The sequence below is a fragment of the Clostridium sp. UBA4548 genome (genome assembly GCF_002387895.1).
Lineage (GTDB): Bacteria > Bacillota > Clostridia > Clostridiales > Clostridiaceae > Clostridium_J.
The window spans coordinates 1-15,863 of record NZ_DGLI01000014.1; the positions used below are offsets into that span (position 1 = coordinate 1).

The window sequence follows — 15,863 nt, forward strand, 5'->3', positions numbered from 1 at the left end:
AGACTTATTTACACACTCTAATACTTTATGTAGCGCTTTGCTAAACATCCAATCATTATAAGCTAAGGTTCCTTGAAAGTCACAAAAATAATACTTTTTTCACTTTATAAAACCCTCCATATAACCAATTAAAACATTACAGATTTAGAATTAATGAATTTGAAAAGAAGTTTATTCACTAATTTCATACTTATAGTAAATAAGCAATTGAAGAATGCTCCAGTGAAGTAACAAATCATATCATCAAAGTTTACTCAACAAACTCTTGAATAACTGATTTGAATTCTTCATTATTTTCAAGATATAGCATATGTTTGCCTTGAAGTACTCTTACTTTCTTATTAGGAAACATGAAATTTTCATGGTGATTTGGTCCAATAGCATAATCTTCATTGCCAATTATGATTAATACAGGAACTGTAATTTTTTCTGTTAGATAAAAATAATTTGCAAAATACTGTTTGTTACTAAAAGCTTGATTAGCCATAACTGCATTAAAGTTTTCTATTTCGCCGCTTTTAGCATTTACCTTTAAGAAGTTTTTATAATCATTATACTGTAACTTATAAAATATATCCTTTTCAAGAAGCTTACCAACTACATGTTGCCACTTCTCAAAAGTAGAACTTTCTTCTGAGTATTGTAAGTCTTCCTTAGATAGCAGCGTAATCCCATAATCTAGTTGACTAGTAAAAGAATGCTCCATGGAAAGAGTACAATTTAACAAAATAAGCTTATCCACAAATTCCTCGTATTTGTAAGCGTAATTAGCAGCTATAATCCCTCCAAAGGAATGAGCCATTACTATCCACTTAGATATTCCTAGGGTTTTTCTTATCTCTTCAATGTCATCAATTATTCTTTCAATGGAATAATCATCACTAGAGTTACCACCTGACCTTGCACATCCTCTTTGGTCAAAATATATCATCTGCATGAAGCTCTCTAAAGAGTTTCCACCCAATGCTTCAAAATCAAGGCTTCCTTCTCCAGGTCCACCATGAATAAACAGACACGGAATCCCTTCACCTGATTGTTTTACATATAGATTGACTTTATCACTCATTTCTATGTACATTTGCCTATCCCCCTGCTATTTAGTCGAGTTTGTCTATATCCCCAAAACTTCACCAGTATGTTGTTTTATAACTTAATTTTACCACATAATTACTGGGATAGTATTACTTATATTCAAACTAATGTTATAATAAAAATACATATTAACTATTATAACTAATTGCACAAATGGGAGGGAATTTATGAAGGTTATATTTTTGGATATTGATGGAGTCCTTAATTCAGAGGATTTTCTAAAGAATAATCCCACTGAACCAATTGATAGGAAAAACGTGGAGGTTTTAAAAACAGTAATCGATAAAACAAATGCAGCTATTGTTATGTCTTCTGGTTGGAAATTATGGTTTGATGACAATATGATGCCAAAGGAAGGATATTCTCAATACTTATATGATATCTTATGTGAGTTTAATATAAAAATAATCGATAAAACACCCGATTTCAGCACAGATGAAATACGCACAAATAAAACCTTTAGTCATGTAAAGGCTAAGGAGATTATTGCTTGGTTAAATGAACATAGAAATGTTGAAAAGTATGCTGTTCTTGATGACTTGGACTTAGAAAATGAGGAAATTAATGAACATTTAATTAGAACAAATAGTCATGTAGGAATTACAGAAGAAGATGGCTTAAGTATCATTGATAAAATTAGTTAAACTTATAGAAAAAGCATCCATCTATCAAAGATTAATGCTTTTTTCTTAAACTAGTAAGCAAAATCTAATAGCCCTAAAACTAAAAATGTTCTAGGATTAGCTTAGTGTTCACAGAACTAAACAGATATTGTCTTTAAAAATAAACCAATAAAATTTTCAAGTGGTTTATCCACAGTAAATTTAGCATTAATAAGATTTGCTTAACTATAATGAGTATGAAGAAAATTTTAATTATGAATTAAATAGGGGGATAGCATTGAATATATTTGCGTACAATCGCATAATTATCGTGGGCAATAATGGTAGCGGCAAAAGCTTTTTAGCTAAAAAATTAGCTCATATAACTGGACTACCACTGGTTCATCTTGATGTTGAGTTTTGGCGACCTAATTGGGAAAAGCCACCGGAAGAAGAATGGATAAAGAAGCAAAAGGAGCTTACATCAAAGGAAAAGTGGATAATTGAGGGGAATCATACTGGCACAATGGAGTTGAGATTTAAAGAGACTGACCTTATTATATTTCTTGACGTTAATCGGCTTACATGCTTGGTTAGTGTTTTGTTAAGGCAGGGTAAAAAGCGTTCAGATACACCACAGTATCTAGAACAAAAGTTTGACAAGGAATTTTTATTTCTTTGTAAGGGGTTATGGAGTTTCTCTAAAACACGTAAGCATACTATAATAAATTTACATAAAAAATATCCAGCTAAACAATTCTTCATTATTAATGGTAGAAGAGAGATGAATAAACTATTAAATCAATGGAGAAATGAAAAAGTTAAACATAGTGCTGCAAGTGGATTATAGTCATAAGCATGGATTAAGTTAGTTTGTAATCTTGTTAATAAATCATATCTATTCTTAAAAATATTAGGTTTATGGAATGTATTTACTACTAATTAGATAATCCCTATGCTATAATATGTTGGTAAAAGAGGCCGTAGAAGTGGATGGCTGCGGTGGTTGTACGTTTTCCCACCTTGGGCTATTGGTGAAATTCATCATAGCTTAAGGGGGTGGTATTGGATATGATACTGATAATAAGTACCTTAGTAGTTTTACTAATAGTATCTGTTGTCTATATTTTCTTGGGTGTTTACATAAAATCCCTAGAATTTAATTTCGGTATTAAAGGCTTCAAGTTGAAGATAGAGACAAGAGAAAAAAGTGCTCCATCCCACAAAGATTAGCACTTTTTCTGTTTAACTGTTAAATTAAATCCAATAGCCCTAAAACTAAAAACGTTCTAGGATTAGCTTAGTGTTCGCAGCACTAAGCTTTTCTTATTTATATTATACCATATTGTGTTTGAAAATAAACCAGTAAATTATAGAGGAGTTAAGAATTAAAAATGAAAAGGTAACAGTTATTACTTATTCATAAAGATAATAATTTATACTAACCTGCCAATTTATTTACTTTCAACATTTCTTTTAAAGGAGTAGTAAGTAGCTGCAAAGTAGCACATGTAAATAACTAGCATCAATAATAACCCCATGCCAATATTGAATATAAAAGCTTTATCTCCAATATAAATATCAATTAATTTGCTCCCTACCGACATGAAAATATTTAATAATACAGAGAAGCCAATGACCGCTACAAAGATTGGTATTATAAAGTATATGGATATTTGCTTTGATATTAATTTACGAATTTCACTTTTATCTATACCTAAACGCCTTAAAGTGTTAAATCTGTCTTTATGCTCAATTGAGTCAGATAGTTGCTGCAAGGCGAGAACTGTTAAACTAATCATTAGTAGCACAGTACCTACATATATTCCAAGGATTCTCATGCCTAAGGTAGCATTTAATACCTCACTTTTTTCTGCCACCTTAAACCTAATTATAGTAGGGTTGCTGCCATTATTTTTATTAAGCATATCGCTGTAATTTTTCATAAACCAATTTGGAATATATTCACCTTCCAGGTTAAGTGCATCATCAAAACTCATTTTTTTCTTTGTATTTGCATAGAAGTCTTTGCTAGCTAATGTTAGATTTTCACACCACTCATCGGGTAAAACTACCACTCCACCTTCATATGACTGATAAATATATTCCCCAATAGATTCTGTATAATATGGCAGTGAACTAAGCTTTAGTTCACTATCCTTTATTTTAATAGTGGGGTTTTTAGCAATGTACTCCTTTATGGAATTATTATCTACAGACTTATCCCATTGAAGTGTGAATTCATTAAATCCTAGCTGAACCTCACTATAACCAAGGATTTTTCTTAGGTGATTATAATCACTTAAGCCTATTGCTAATAAAGGCATATTTTTTCTACCTTTCTTATATAGCTCCAAATCGTAAATAAAGTATTGTTCTACCTCGCAATAATCTTTTAGTCCATAAGCTTCATTGTCAAAGTACTGAGCAATTTCACTATAATCAATTTTAGATACATCCTCTGCTTTAGTCATGATGTTTAGCTTGCTAGTTACAACTGCATCAAAAGGAATTCTACTATCTAAGTATCCCAAGCTCCATTGGGATAGTAGCAGTGTAAAAACAAGACTTAAGGCCGCACCTAAAAACGTTAATGAGATTGTAGCCATTAAGATAGGTGCTGTCTTTATTTTAGAAACTACTGTTCCAATTAAAAATAAGTTTGTGTTCTCATATTTAAAGTTTGTCCATCGTTCCTTAATTGTAATTATTATATAAGCTAAGGAGTAAAACAGTGCGTAAGTTCCGCCAATAAAGCTTACTAAGGCTATCCCTGCATAAGTCATTTCATTTCCCGTCTTAAGAGAAAGATCCCTAACTACAAGTAAAATTTTGTGAACTGAATAACCACAAAAAATATAAAGTAGAATAGCTGAAACTAATGCACTAATATAAACAGCTTTACCATGCTTAAATTGATACTCTGTTTTTTTGCCAGCATTAATCATATTAATAAGTTTTATTTTATTTAAAGCTCTTATATTTAAAAGCCCAATTATACAAAACATTGCTGTAAAGAATAACAAGGTTATCATCACAGTATCTAGGTATAGTTTGAAGGAGAATATGATCTTTTGCTCTGCAGTCATAAGAATCAACGCAGTAACAAGCTGCGAAAACAAAGTTCCTAGAAAAATACCTAAAGCTATTGAAATAACTCCCATTACCAAGGTTTCAATGAAAAACATAAAGGCCACATTTTTTTGTGGAACACCTAGTAATATATAAGTTGCAAATTCCCTTTTTCTTCTTCTTATCATGTACTTATTTACATAGCCGATAAGCACTACTTCTAAGGCAGTTATCATATATGTGGCGTACTTCATTATATTTTTCAGCATTTCAAAGTTATAAGAGTCCTCTGTTATTAGTTCATAATGGGAACTTGATAAGGACATAAAAGCATAAAATAGGCTTACACAGATAGTTAGAGTAACAAAATAAATTACATAATCCTTTATAGAACGTTTTGAGTTGCTTAAGGCCAGTTTAGCGTACATCCCTAACATCGCCTCCCAACAATGCAACAACATCTAAGATTTGATTAAAAAACTGCTTTCGAGTATTTTGGCCTCTTACTAGTTCTGTAAAAATTTTACCATCTTTAATAAATAAAATTCTGCTGCAATAGCTTGCGGTAAAGGAATCATGAGTTACCATTAAGATGGTTGCTCCTATTTCTTTATTTAGTTGGGAAATCATTTCAATAAGCATCTGAGCTGACCTTGAATCTAAGGCACCAGTGGGCTCATCAGCTAGAATAAGCTTAGGATTTGTAACTAAGGCTCTTGCACAGGCACATCTTTGTTTTTGTCCCCCCGAAACCTCATAAGGATATTTTAAAAGAATATCTTCTATACCTAAGTTTTCTGCTATGGCTTTTATTTTATGATCAATATCTTCTTTTTTATGCCTGTTGATGGTTAGTGCTAAAGCTATATTTTCATGAATTGTTAATGTATCTAAGAGATTGAAATCCTGAAAGATAAATCCAAGATTTTCCCTTCTAAACTTTGCAATATCCTTTTGATTGATTTCCGTTAAGTCTTTCCCATCTATGTAAACATGTCCTGAACTTGCTTCATCAATAGTGGATATCACATTAAGTAAAGTTGTTTTTCCAGAACCAGAAGGTCCCATAACTCCAACAAATTCTCCCTTATAAACTTGAAAGCTTATATCATCAACAGCCTTTACCACATTTCCTTTATTTCCATAGTATTTTTCTAAGTTTTTTATATCTAATATTTTATCCAATATCATCACCTCAATAATATTGTACAAGATTATGTACCTTGTTGGTTTTGACTAACCTTACTTTAAAGTTACAACTTTGTCACCTTGTAGAGAAACCACCTTGGTATTCGATGGTAGCACCACAAAATGAACTTCTTCCACTAGAAAAGTAGAAAAGAGCCTATATGGCTCCATTCTTACAAAAGCTTCCCTTAGGAAAGGTAATTACAACCTTAGTATATACATTTTCCTTTGAATCCACTGCAATTAATAAACCCAGTTTATCACATAACTTTTTACAAAGGTATAGACCTATTCCTGTGGATTTATTATTTTGTCTGCCCTTATTTCCAGTAAAGCCTTTTTCAAACACACGATTAACTTCATTATCTGGTATTCCAATGCCATTGTCTTCAATAATAAGTTGAGTACCATTTTTAATTTCTTTAGTGTAAATCTTAATCATAGGAAAGTCTTTTTTTCTATACTTTACTGCATTAACTATTATTTGATTTATTATAAACTCCAGCCACTTACTGTCACAGTAAATATTTTTATCAAGGTCAGCTAAGTCTATATCGATGCTATTTAGAATAAACATCTGTTTATTTCTTATAAGCACCTGATTTACGCACTGCTCTAGTGAAATTTCTTTTATAAGATAGTCCTTGTGAGCTTCTTCACATCTAGCGTAAAATAAAGCTTGTTCAACATATCTATCTATATTTTCAAGCTCCTCTAAGATAACTCTTGAAGTAGCTGTCTTGTTATTTTCCTCAATGAGTTTAATAGCTGATATAGGGGTTTTTACTTCATGAATCCACTGCTCTATATACTCCTTATATTCCTTACGTTGACTCTTAACTTTATTTATTTCTTCAAGCATGGATTTCCCTGATTTTTTCATCAATAAGTAATAAGGAACTGCGTCCATAAAGGGAGGAGTATCAATTACTTCACCTATAAGAGATTTTTTATCTAATTCATTAAAAGTACTTAAAAGATCATTATAGTATATCTTTCTTTTTCTATATTCGTATATTAAAAATATGCTATAAACTACAATCCAAGATAATGATACCGTTACTAAGGTGTCAAAGGTATTTCCTACACTGAAAAGAAAGGTGCTTAGAGTAATTAATCCTATAAAGTTCAGTATTATAGCTTTAGCTCTTTCTCTTAAATAATCTCCTAAGCTCATATTATATACCCTTGTCCTCTTTTAGTTTTTATAAAATCACTAATTCCTATTTCTTCAAACTTACTTCTAAGTCTAGTTATATTTACTGTGAGAGTATTGTCATTTACAAACATAGCACTGTCCCATAAGTATTCCATAATATCTACTCTTGATACTATCTTCTCTTTATTAATCATTAAATAATAAAGTATTTTAAGTTCATTTTTCGTAAGCTCTATCTCTTTATCTTCATATTTTATGTTGCTAGACAGTACATTTAATGTAACACCGTTATGCACTATAAAGTCATTTGTTTTTTCACTTGGATAAACTCTCTTTAACACAGAGTTTATTCTAGCTAAAAGAATTTGAGGATTATAGGGTTTTGTAATAAAGTCGTCTCCACCTAGGGTTATGCTCATTAGCTCATCAATATTAGTGGCCCTACTTGTAACAAATATAATTGGCACCCTTGAAAAGCTGCGTATTTCAGTACAAATTTTAAAGCCATCATCATAAGGTAAATTAATATCAAGTAGAATTAGATGGGGGCTACTTTCTTTAACTAGTTTAGGTATACTATCAAATTCATTAACCTTTATAACAGAATATCCATTACGGGTTAAAAGAACTCCTATCTCATTTTGGAGTTGCTGGTTATCTTCAATTATCATAATATTAATCATATATTCACTTTAATGAGAGGGCATAAAAAGCCAAGAAGTCTCACCAAAATTCCCCTCTTTCTATTTAATACTCTTTCTTCTATTATTGATAAATCCTCACCTAATGTCTATGGGAAAAGCTGTTTTTGCAGCAAGATATCTCTATAAAAAGACAAAGTGATATCTTTATATCTTCCTTAAAAGATAAGAAGATATAGTATTCATGCGAGTTTCATAGGATTTGTTACATAAAATAAGTTTACTTAGCTAATATATTTTTTATATTTACATTTTACCATATAGTTACTTAAATGGTGTTATTTATAATGGAGATAATGTTATAATTAAAACATACAGTAGTTGTAACTTATTACATAAATGTAAAATGTGATTCATTCATTAGCATAAAAAGTATAAAGTTCATGAATTATAAAGTTTTCATAAAGAGGAATTTATTTTTCGTAAGTTGTAATAAGTTGAAAATTAAATGGGGGGTAAATATGTTAATGAACTATTTGAGAGAGGGGATAATCACATTCCTTTATCTTACACCAGTAGCTGCTATTATTCTTTGCGCTTTTATTGGGATAAAGTTTTTGCTTAAGAGAAGATTTGAATTTATACCCATGAAGATATTATGTGAGTTTGGTTGGATACTTACTGTTTTAGCAATTTTAAAAATTACAGGAATTATAGGTGGGGATTTCAATACCACTTCAATATTAAATGGAGATGTATATTTTTCTTACAGTATTTTTCAAGAAGGTTTATCAATGGCAACCTTGCTTAACATTACTTTATTTATTCCATTTGGATTCCTTTCACCTATTGTTTTTAGTGAACTTCAACATAAAAGAATTTATGGAGTTTTAATTGGAGTTATATTTTCTGTAGTAATTGAGTTTCTTCAAACATTTACGGGGAGGTTTGTGCAACTAGAGGATATGTTAATGAATACCTTAGGAACAATTATTGGATATGAAATTTGGATTATCATATCAAGAATAAAATCAAAACCTAAATTAAGGGTAAAGTGACAGTATTCTTAAAGCTTTAAAATTTCTTTAATAAAATAAGTAATACTTTTTCATGGAATACTAGGTTTATGGAACATATTTACTACTAATTAGGTAATCCCTATGCTATAATATGTTGGTAAAATAGGCCGTAGAAGTGGATGGCTGCGGTGGTTGTGCGTTTTCCCACCTTGGGCTATTGGTGAAATTCATCATAGCTTAAGGGGGTGGTATTGGATATGTTAGAATTAGTAGTAAAAAGTATTGTTGTTCTTTATCTTATTAGAATGATATTAAAACATAATCTTTTTATTTCAACTATAAAAATCAAAGTTAGATTTCTTGGTTTAGATATAGAAATTAAAAGCAAAGAGAAAAAGCACCCATCCAGCAAAGACTAGTGCTCGTCTCTTAATCAAAAATTTAATTTAATCCAAATAGCCCTAAAACTAAAAACGTTCTAGGATTAGCTTAGTGTTCGCTGCACTAAGCTTTTCTTATTTATATTATATCATATTAGTTTTAAAAATAAACTAATAAATTATAAATAAACTTGGTAAAGCCTATATTTATGGATAGTAAATATGGCTAGAAAAGTATAGCTTTATAAAAGCACATATATAAAAGGATAAGTTTAGCATTAAAAAGTTGCATCAAATATTTCTTGAAAAAATTCATAAGTTTCTTCATGACATAAAGTTTTCATTAAGTCTTCCTTAGAAAAGAATCTTATATCGTCAATTTCCTCATCTTGGGGCTCTAAATCGTCTCCATTACCTAAATACTCAATATAAAACATTATAGTTTCTTGGGCATCATACTTATGAGCCTGGGGAAATGAAAAACAAATTTTTTTATCAAACATATGGACAATTCTATAATTAGAAGAGCCTGTTTCTTCTTTTAATTCCCTCAAAATTGCTTTTTCTAAGCTTTCATCTAGTTCTCCTATGCCACCCTTGGGAAAATCCCAATATCCATCAATGCTTTCATTATCGCTAATACTTTTAACTTTATGAACTAATAAGTATTCATCGTTTCGAAATACAACTGCACCAACTGCTTTTCTTATTTTCAAAAACACCTTCACCTCCAAATTGAGACGGTAAATATAAGTACCATTATTTTATGTGTAACATCATTTCACATGACAATTTTAGATTTAGTTAGATTCCTTTTAAATGAAAGATACTTTGCTAGCAAACTCTAAAATGTTTATGTAATTAAAGCTTACCATATAATTACTTAAGTGTAATTCTTTATGAGTGGAAATCATGATATAATTACAACATATGTTAACAATAATCAATTATATAATTGTAAATTTTTGTGGCACAGTTGTAGAATTAAATAAGGTTAATTTATAAGAAGGGGGTTAAAGTTATGATTAACATTAGGGTAGGAAGTTTACCTTCATTGAAGGAAGCTGATGAAATTTTAAGAGAAGCAGAGCAATTAAATCCAGGACCATGGGTGGATCATTCACTATTTGTTGCCTAAGGTGCAAAACTGATAGCGCTCCAGTGTGAGGGAATGGATGCCGAGGCAGCTTATATAGTAGGACTTCTTCATGATATAGGTAGAAGATTTGGGGTAACAAATATGCGTCATAGTATAGATGGATATAACTACTTAATTGAAAAAGGGTATGATTTTGTGGGTAAAATTTGTTTAACGCACTCACATCCTACAGGAAATGTTAAGGAGGCTTTTGGTAAGTGGGATTGTAGTAATGAAGAATATGAGTTTGTTGAAAATTTTTTACATACAGCAAAATACGATGATTATGACAAATTAATTCAATTATGTGACTCAATAGCATTACCAAGTGGATTTACACTGATGGAAAAAAGAATGATTGATGTAGCATTACGACATGGTCTTAATGATTATATTGTACCAAAATGGAAAGCTACCTTTGAAATAAAGGATTATTTTGAGAGTAAGATAGGAAAATCTATATATGATATATTGCCGGGAGTCATTGAAAATATTTTTAAGTTATAATCCTTTGTCACAAGATGATTCATAATATTCCAATTAATTTAGCATTGGAATTAAAATTTAATCTTTATTTCTGAACCAACTCCTTATGAAAGTGAAGAAGAGTATCGATGGTTTATAGCTGAAATGAGGAAGGGACTATGTACCAAATAAGAATTATCTGATGTGAAGTTGTTTCACAAATTTCATACCTTACTCATCTATCACAAGTATGAGATAAATGAATAGTGATAAATAAGAAGAATTGTCCAAGCTCTAAAATTATTATTTGAGAGGATGAAAATGAATGTTCATTGAAGAAGTAGAATGTGGCAATAGAATTGAAGGTATTGAATACAGAGAGAGAATAGGGGCATATGCACTAATTGTTAACTCAGAGGGTGAAATTGCTTTGGTAAGAAGAGATAACAACTATTTCCTACCAGGGGGTGGGGTTGAGAAGGATGAGACTTATGAGGAGTGTTTAAAAAGAGAATGCTCAGAGGAGCTAGGATATAATATAGAGGTAGCCCAGTATGTTGGAAAGTTATCTCATTATACTAAAGCTATTAGACGTGAGGAATACTTAAAATTAGTTGGACATGTCCATATAGCAAATTTACTAGATAGTAACAGTTTAAAAGTTGAGGAAGACCATGAACTTGTTTGGGTTCCTATTAGGGAAGCCGCAGAAAAAATGCAGGAAGAATTTCAGGCACATGCTATAAGGGAGTATATAAGACAGAAAGCAGTATGATTAATTAGATATTAACTCGTAGCTAATTACGTATTTACTATTTGGAAGATAATTTAGTCTGTAGAACTTTCCTTCTTTGGGGGTAAAACTCCAAGGACTTCTTCTAAATTCATTCCCATCTAGTATAAAAGAATTTGTTACACCTGATATATATACTTTTTCAACTTTTCCTTCAGTGGTGATTGTCTTACCACTAATAGCATATTTTAAATCCATACACGGGGTTATGAAGAAGGTATATACACAAAAGCTTAATAGTGGAATTAAAGCTATGATTACCAGCAACCATCTCTTTTCAGTTTTTTTCTTTTTTAGATTTATTATTAAAGAAATGACTTTAAACAAAATTAAAATATAACATACACTTTGAATTATTAGAGTTCCCCAGAAGTATGTCATAACTCCACCTTCCTTCTGTTATTAACTTTTACCTACTATAAGGATGTAAAACTACAATATAAAATAATTATATTATTTTTGGATAAATATGTATATAACTCAGGAGTCATATTTATCTTTCAATTCTTAAAAACAGTCAAATGTAAATAAATTTTTAATGCTTTCAACTAATTCTCAAATCATGCTTCCAACTTTTAAAGTAAAGTAGTTATAATATTTCGATATTATGGAAATTAGTCATAAACTAGGAATACTTCAATGTTAAAAACTAGTTTGCAATGTAAAATTAATGAAGTTTAATGATAAATATGTAAAATGTAATGGATAAAATTATCATAAACTACTTTTTATTGTATAATTGTAATATAATTATACATACATAAAATAAAAGCAATAATGAACTTATGAGTGAAGTTCATTAGAGCAGAATTAAATTATTAAGCACTTAAATTTTTAGAGTTGCTAAAAGTGTTAAGCAGCTATTCTTAGGGGGACAGGAAGTATGTTAGAGGTTTCTAATTTAAGTAAATACTATAGTAAGACTAAGGCAGTAAGTGATGTAAGCTTTACTGTGGAGCCAGGAAAAATTGCGGTTTTGGCAGGGCCTAATGGGGCAGGAAAATCCACTATAATAAAATCCATTGCAGGGCTGCTTAGATATGAGGGAAATATAAAAATATGTGGAGCTTATAATAAGACTGTGGAAGGAAAAAAACATCTAGGATATATTCCAGAAATGCCTTCTTTATTTCCACTACTCACAGTAAATGAGCATATTATACTTATGGCTCATAGCTTTGGAATTAAGGATTATGAAAAAAGAGCTGAAGAACTATTAAAGTTATTTGACTTAGAAGATAAGAAAAATAAATATGGTAGTGAGCTATCTAAGGGGATGCAGCAAAAGGTAAGTATTTGTTGTGCTCTTATCACAGAGCCTAAGGTACTTTTAATAGATGAACCTATGATTGGACTTGATCCGAAGGCTATAAGAAGTGTAAAGGAAATTTTAATGGAACTAAAAGGTAAAGGTACAGCCATTGTACTTAGCACCCATCTTCTAGATTCTGTTCAGGATTTGTGGGATAAAATACTTATAATGAAAACAGGACAATTTGTGTTAACAAAAGAAAGAGCCGACTTTGATAATGAGGGTAAATCCTTAGAAGATATATTCTTCCAGTTCACGGAGGAGTAGGATATGAAAGCATTAATTTATGTAATGAAAAGAACCTTAATAAATTCTATTAAAAGGCTTAAGGAGAAGCCACAAAAGGCCATAGGGCCAGTTTTTGTAATAATTTGGCTTGTGATAATGTTCCTTCCAAAAGGAAGAAAAGTTACAGATGGTGATGGAATGCCAGTAGAAGTTTTTGTTAGTATATTTCTAATTGTTATTATGGGGATGTTTCTTTATGCCCTTTATAGTGGGTCTAAGTCAGTGACTTCTAAGTTCGACATGAGTGATGTGAATTTACTCTTTGTATCACCCATAAGACCACAAACCATAATGATATATGGAATTGTAAAGAAGGTGGCAGTAGAAGTTTTAGCTTCTTTGTATATTCTCTATCAGATCCCGAATTTACTTTCAGGAAATAATGTACCAATGGTAAACCAAGTACTCCTTATGGTAAATCTTATTATCTTCCAAGTGTTGTTTTGTAATATATTGAAACTGTTCATCTTTGCTTTGTGCTTTAAGTTTGAAAGGCTTGGAACCATAATAAGAAGTCTTATAAAAGCCTTGTTATTACTAACAGCTGTGGGGATAGCAGCATTATTTATGAAAGGCAATGGATTAGAAGCTTTAACTAAATTTACTCAGGATTTAACTTATAGTAGTTATGTTAAATTCATTCCGGTGTTTGGATGGCTAAAAGAAATTGCACACCAAACTTTAATAGGAATCAATGTAGCTTATGGACTTTATATGTTTATGATTTTAGCTACCAGCGGACTAATATTATATATAACCTATACTATGGATATGGATTTCTATGAGGATATGCTTTCCTCAGCAGAAACCAATGAGGTTATAAAGGATGCCAAGGCGGGAATTAAAGTAACTCCTAAAGAGGGAGCACAGAAAAGCATCTTCACTAAGGTATTTAAAGAAGTTAGATTAAACCTTAAAGGAAGCTATGGGGCTAAGGTGCTATTTTTAAAACATATAAATGAATACAGAAAAAGAAGCTTACTATTTTTTATAAACACCTATTCCTTGCTTTTATTAGCAGTATCTATATTAGCAGGAGTGTTCCTAAAGGAAGCAGGTATAAAATTTATATTTATAATATTTAGTGGGTTTTTAATTTTCTCAGTTGGTATGGGAGGAAAACTTTATACTGAAATTGATAAGCCTTATATTTTTTTACTTCCCGATAGTTCAAGCAAGAAATTGCTTTACGGCTCAGCTTCATCATTTATAAAGCTTTTTACAGATAGTTTAATTCTATTTTTACCCTTAGGCATTTTAACAAGAGCCTCAATAGTTGAGATACTACTTTGTATTGTTTGCTATGTGGCACTAGGTGGAATGTTATCCTTTAGCGGACTTTGTGCCTTCAGAGTTGCTCAATTTTTAGGATTTACAAGTCAAATTTCCAAGGGTGTATTTTTTGCCTTCTTTCAGCTTTTCCTAGCACTTCCAATAATTATAATACTAATGCTAGGCACAAAGCTCTTCACTGACTTTAATGGTTATTTCATATATTTCTTATACTTAGTATATAGCTTTGGAGCAGGTGCTTTGTTCTTTTTTAGTGGAGTTGGAATATTTAATGATATGGAGTTTAGTGAGTAAAGGATGATATAATAAGTTAAAGAATTAACTAAGAAAAGGGTGAGAATATGGAGGTTTATATTTATAAGGATTATTCAGAGTGGAACAGTGATAATCCTTCAGAGGTTTTAGAAGGCACCGTGGAGTTTTTGAGAAACGGAACAGTAGTTATTGATACCACCTATGAGTATAGAAGTTATAGACAAATACTATCTATGGAAAAGATTTTTGCTATTGTCTATCAAATGCCATCAGGTTTTATGACTTTCCATAGGGAAATAAATGTTTATGAAACTATGGAAGCTTGGAAAGAGTCAAATCCACAGGTTACCTTTGAGGGAGAAATTTGTGAGGATCAGTGTACTGCTGGTTATGTGACTTTTATAACTACAGAGGGGTATAAGCAAATAATTTCTCTAAATAAGGTCTTTGCTGTAACCTATGAAAGGTAGTAGATTGGATGAATTTAAAGGCTGTAGACTTAAGATATGTTTATAGAAAGTGGAAAAGTAATTTAGAGTTCTTTGAACCCTTTATGAGAAGTGGACCCTTTGTGTCCCTACAAAATTATGGGGATTTTGAAATATGCTATAGTCCTCAAGAAGAAGAACTTCATAAAAAACACAAGATTGTAATAGATAAAATACTGGGACAGGATTTAAAAAGTACCTTTGTTGTTGCAGATTTAGAATTAATAGAGGATTTAGAAATAGCTTATGTGCTAAATAATAAGTTTTCTATAAAACCTGTGCTTAACTGTAATTTTCTCTTTCATCCCTATGGGTTAATTGGAGATAAAGGTCAAATAGAAGCATTAGTTACCATAGGACATAAGCTTCAGCATATAACACCAAAAGGCTACGTGTTCTTCTTAGATTATGGAAGGTATAAGGATTTTTCTCCAGAAGTTTATAAGAAAAAGCTAAATAACCAGTATGAGCTGACGGAAGAAGATGTACCAAACCTTGAAACTCTAAAGGAGTTAGGGCTTAATAGGATAGTTATTATTACGAAGGACACACTTAAAGAGGATATTCATTACTATGCAAATTACCTAAAAGAGGAGCTTCAGGTTGAGATTTTATCAGGACTTTAAGAGCTTTAAACTTGTGGCTTTTATAAAGAGAGCAACTATTAAGGCTAGAAAA

Annotated in this window: 18 protein-coding genes; 11 read left to right on the top strand and 7 right to left on the bottom strand. The window is 30.9% G+C overall.

Translation table 11 applies throughout. The annotated features are described in order from the left end of the window. Positions 1-250: 250 nt before the first annotated feature. Positions 251-1,078, bottom strand: a complete 828-nt coding sequence (locus B3040_RS04830; protein WP_291570774.1) for an alpha/beta fold hydrolase — start codon at positions 1,076-1,078, stop codon at positions 251-253. Positions 1,079-1,259: 181 nt separating this feature from the next. On the opposite strand from B3040_RS04830, the gene B3040_RS04835 reads away from it, so the two are divergent. From B3040_RS04835 to B3040_RS04845, 3 genes are all read left to right on the top strand, one after another. Beyond that, a complete protein-coding gene (locus B3040_RS04835; RefSeq protein ID WP_291570775.1) occupies positions 1,260-1,736 on the top strand; it encodes an HAD domain-containing protein in 477 nt (158 codons plus the stop codon). A gap of 256 nt (positions 1,737-1,992) precedes the next feature. Next, a complete protein-coding gene (locus B3040_RS04840; RefSeq protein ID WP_291570776.1) occupies positions 1,993-2,544 on the top strand; it encodes a topology modulation protein in 552 nt (183 codons plus the stop codon). A gap of 221 nt (positions 2,545-2,765) precedes the next feature. Continuing rightward, positions 2,766-2,927 carry a hypothetical protein gene (locus B3040_RS04845; RefSeq protein WP_291570777.1) on the top strand — a complete coding sequence of 54 codons (162 nt, stop codon included), beginning with the start codon at positions 2,766-2,768 and terminating at the stop codon, positions 2,925-2,927. Between the two features lie 221 nt (positions 2,928-3,148). Here B3040_RS04845 and B3040_RS04850 read toward each other — a convergent pair whose 3' ends face one another. From B3040_RS04850 to B3040_RS04865, 4 genes are all read right to left on the bottom strand, one after another. Further along, positions 3,149-5,194, bottom strand: a complete 2,046-nt coding sequence (locus B3040_RS04850; RefSeq protein WP_291570778.1) for an ABC transporter permease — start codon at positions 5,192-5,194, stop codon at positions 3,149-3,151. Continuing rightward, positions 5,184-5,951: an ABC transporter ATP-binding protein gene (locus tag B3040_RS04855; RefSeq protein WP_291570779.1), complete on the bottom strand. Its 768-nt coding sequence runs from the start codon at positions 5,949-5,951 to the stop codon at positions 5,184-5,186. The genes B3040_RS04850 and B3040_RS04855 overlap by 11 nt, the downstream gene beginning before the upstream one ends. Positions 5,952-6,111: 160 nt before the next feature. Then, entirely contained in the window at positions 6,112-7,131 is a 1,020-nt protein-coding gene (locus B3040_RS04860) for a sensor histidine kinase (protein ID WP_291570780.1), read from the bottom strand. Next, positions 7,128-7,796 carry a response regulator transcription factor gene (locus tag B3040_RS04865; RefSeq protein ID WP_291570781.1) on the bottom strand — a complete coding sequence of 223 codons (669 nt, stop codon included), beginning with the start codon at positions 7,794-7,796 and terminating at the stop codon, positions 7,128-7,130. Before B3040_RS04865 ends, B3040_RS04860 begins: the two co-directional genes overlap by 4 nt. A 479-nt stretch (positions 7,797-8,275) precedes the next feature. Here B3040_RS04865 and B3040_RS04870 point away from each other — a divergent pair, with 479 nt between their 5' ends. Both B3040_RS04870 and B3040_RS04875 read left to right on the top strand, forming a co-directional pair. Beyond that, positions 8,276-8,812 carry a VanZ family protein gene (locus B3040_RS04870; RefSeq protein ID WP_291570782.1) on the top strand — a complete coding sequence of 179 codons (537 nt, stop codon included), beginning with the start codon at positions 8,276-8,278 and terminating at the stop codon, positions 8,810-8,812. Between the two features lie 218 nt (positions 8,813-9,030). After that, the gene (locus B3040_RS04875; RefSeq protein WP_291571070.1) at positions 9,031-9,192 is read left to right on the top strand and encodes a hypothetical protein; all 162 of its coding nucleotides are present in this window, start codon (positions 9,031-9,033) and stop codon (positions 9,190-9,192) included. Positions 9,193-9,431: 239 nt separating this feature from the next. On the opposite strand, the gene B3040_RS04880 is transcribed toward B3040_RS04875, so the two are convergent. Beyond that, a complete protein-coding gene (locus tag B3040_RS04880) occupies positions 9,432-9,869 on the bottom strand; it encodes an NUDIX hydrolase (protein WP_291570783.1) in 438 nt (145 codons plus the stop codon). A gap of 455 nt (positions 9,870-10,324) precedes the next feature. On the opposite strand from B3040_RS04880, the gene B3040_RS04885 reads away from it, so the two are divergent. Both B3040_RS04885 and B3040_RS04890 read left to right on the top strand, forming a co-directional pair. Further along, positions 10,325-10,798 (top strand): phosphohydrolase, encoded by a 474-nt coding sequence (locus B3040_RS04885; protein ID WP_414632522.1) that lies wholly within the window; start codon positions 10,325-10,327, stop codon positions 10,796-10,798. Positions 10,799-11,081: 283 nt separating this feature from the next. Further along, positions 11,082-11,531, top strand: coding sequence for an NUDIX domain-containing protein (locus B3040_RS04890; RefSeq protein WP_291570784.1), 450 nt, complete (start codon positions 11,082-11,084; stop codon positions 11,529-11,531). Here B3040_RS04890 and B3040_RS04895 read toward each other — a convergent pair whose 3' ends face one another. Beyond that, on the bottom strand, positions 11,532-11,930 hold the full coding sequence (locus tag B3040_RS04895; RefSeq protein WP_291570785.1) for a hypothetical protein: 399 nt from the start codon (positions 11,928-11,930) through the stop codon (positions 11,532-11,534). It abuts the gene before it with no gap. Between the two features lie 502 nt (positions 11,931-12,432). On the opposite strand from B3040_RS04895, the gene B3040_RS04900 reads away from it, so the two are divergent. From B3040_RS04900 to B3040_RS04915, 4 genes are read left to right on the top strand one after another with little or no spacing between them, the layout of a single operon-like run. Next, on the top strand, positions 12,433-13,128 hold the full coding sequence (locus B3040_RS04900; protein ID WP_291570786.1) for an ABC transporter ATP-binding protein: 696 nt from the start codon (positions 12,433-12,435) through the stop codon (positions 13,126-13,128). Positions 13,129-13,131: 3 nt separating this feature from the next. Beyond that, positions 13,132-14,736, top strand: a complete 1,605-nt coding sequence (locus B3040_RS04905) for a putative ABC exporter domain-containing protein (RefSeq protein WP_291570787.1) — start codon at positions 13,132-13,134, stop codon at positions 14,734-14,736. 47 nt (positions 14,737-14,783) lie between these two features. Continuing rightward, positions 14,784-15,167 carry a hypothetical protein gene (locus tag B3040_RS04910; protein WP_291570788.1) on the top strand — a complete coding sequence of 128 codons (384 nt, stop codon included), beginning with the start codon at positions 14,784-14,786 and terminating at the stop codon, positions 15,165-15,167. A gap of 8 nt (positions 15,168-15,175) precedes the next feature. Next, positions 15,176-15,811 (top strand): normocyte-binding protein, encoded by a 636-nt coding sequence (locus B3040_RS04915; protein WP_291570789.1) that lies wholly within the window; start codon positions 15,176-15,178, stop codon positions 15,809-15,811. Positions 15,812-15,863: the final 52 nt, after the last annotated feature.

What these genes read in the sequence shown, in the direction of transcription:
- B3040_RS04910 (WP_291570788.1), top strand. Translation starts at nt 14,784, where the DNA reads ATGGAGGTTTATATTTATAAGGATTATTCAGAGTGGAACAGTGATAAT.
- B3040_RS04900 (WP_291570786.1), top strand. Translation starts at nt 12,433, where the DNA reads ATGTTAGAGGTTTCTAATTTAAGTAAATACTATAGTAAGACTAAGGCA.
- B3040_RS04860 (WP_291570780.1), bottom strand. Translation starts at nt 7,131, where the DNA reads ATGAGCTTAGGAGATTATTTAAGAGAAAGAGCTAAAGCTATAATACTG.
- B3040_RS04885 (WP_414632522.1), top strand. Translation starts at nt 10,325, where the DNA reads ATGGATGCCGAGGCAGCTTATATAGTAGGACTTCTTCATGATATAGGT.
- B3040_RS04865 (WP_291570781.1), bottom strand. Translation starts at nt 7,796, where the DNA reads ATGATTAATATTATGATAATTGAAGATAACCAGCAACTCCAAAATGAG.
- B3040_RS04905 (WP_291570787.1), top strand. Translation starts at nt 13,132, where the DNA reads ATGAAAGCATTAATTTATGTAATGAAAAGAACCTTAATAAATTCTATT.
- B3040_RS04850 (WP_291570778.1), bottom strand. Translation starts at nt 5,194, where the DNA reads ATGTACGCTAAACTGGCCTTAAGCAACTCAAAACGTTCTATAAAGGAT.
- B3040_RS04915 (WP_291570789.1), top strand. Translation starts at nt 15,176, where the DNA reads ATGAATTTAAAGGCTGTAGACTTAAGATATGTTTATAGAAAGTGGAAA.
- B3040_RS04890 (WP_291570784.1), top strand. Translation starts at nt 11,082, where the DNA reads ATGTTCATTGAAGAAGTAGAATGTGGCAATAGAATTGAAGGTATTGAA.
- B3040_RS04875 (WP_291571070.1), top strand. Translation starts at nt 9,031, where the DNA reads ATGTTAGAATTAGTAGTAAAAAGTATTGTTGTTCTTTATCTTATTAGA.
- B3040_RS04895 (WP_291570785.1), bottom strand. Translation starts at nt 11,930, where the DNA reads ATGACATACTTCTGGGGAACTCTAATAATTCAAAGTGTATGTTATATT.
- B3040_RS04845 (WP_291570777.1), top strand. Translation starts at nt 2,766, where the DNA reads ATGATACTGATAATAAGTACCTTAGTAGTTTTACTAATAGTATCTGTT.
- B3040_RS04870 (WP_291570782.1), top strand. Translation starts at nt 8,276, where the DNA reads ATGTTAATGAACTATTTGAGAGAGGGGATAATCACATTCCTTTATCTT.
- B3040_RS04830 (WP_291570774.1), bottom strand. Translation starts at nt 1,078, where the DNA reads ATGTACATAGAAATGAGTGATAAAGTCAATCTATATGTAAAACAATCA.
- B3040_RS04835 (WP_291570775.1), top strand. Translation starts at nt 1,260, where the DNA reads ATGAAGGTTATATTTTTGGATATTGATGGAGTCCTTAATTCAGAGGAT.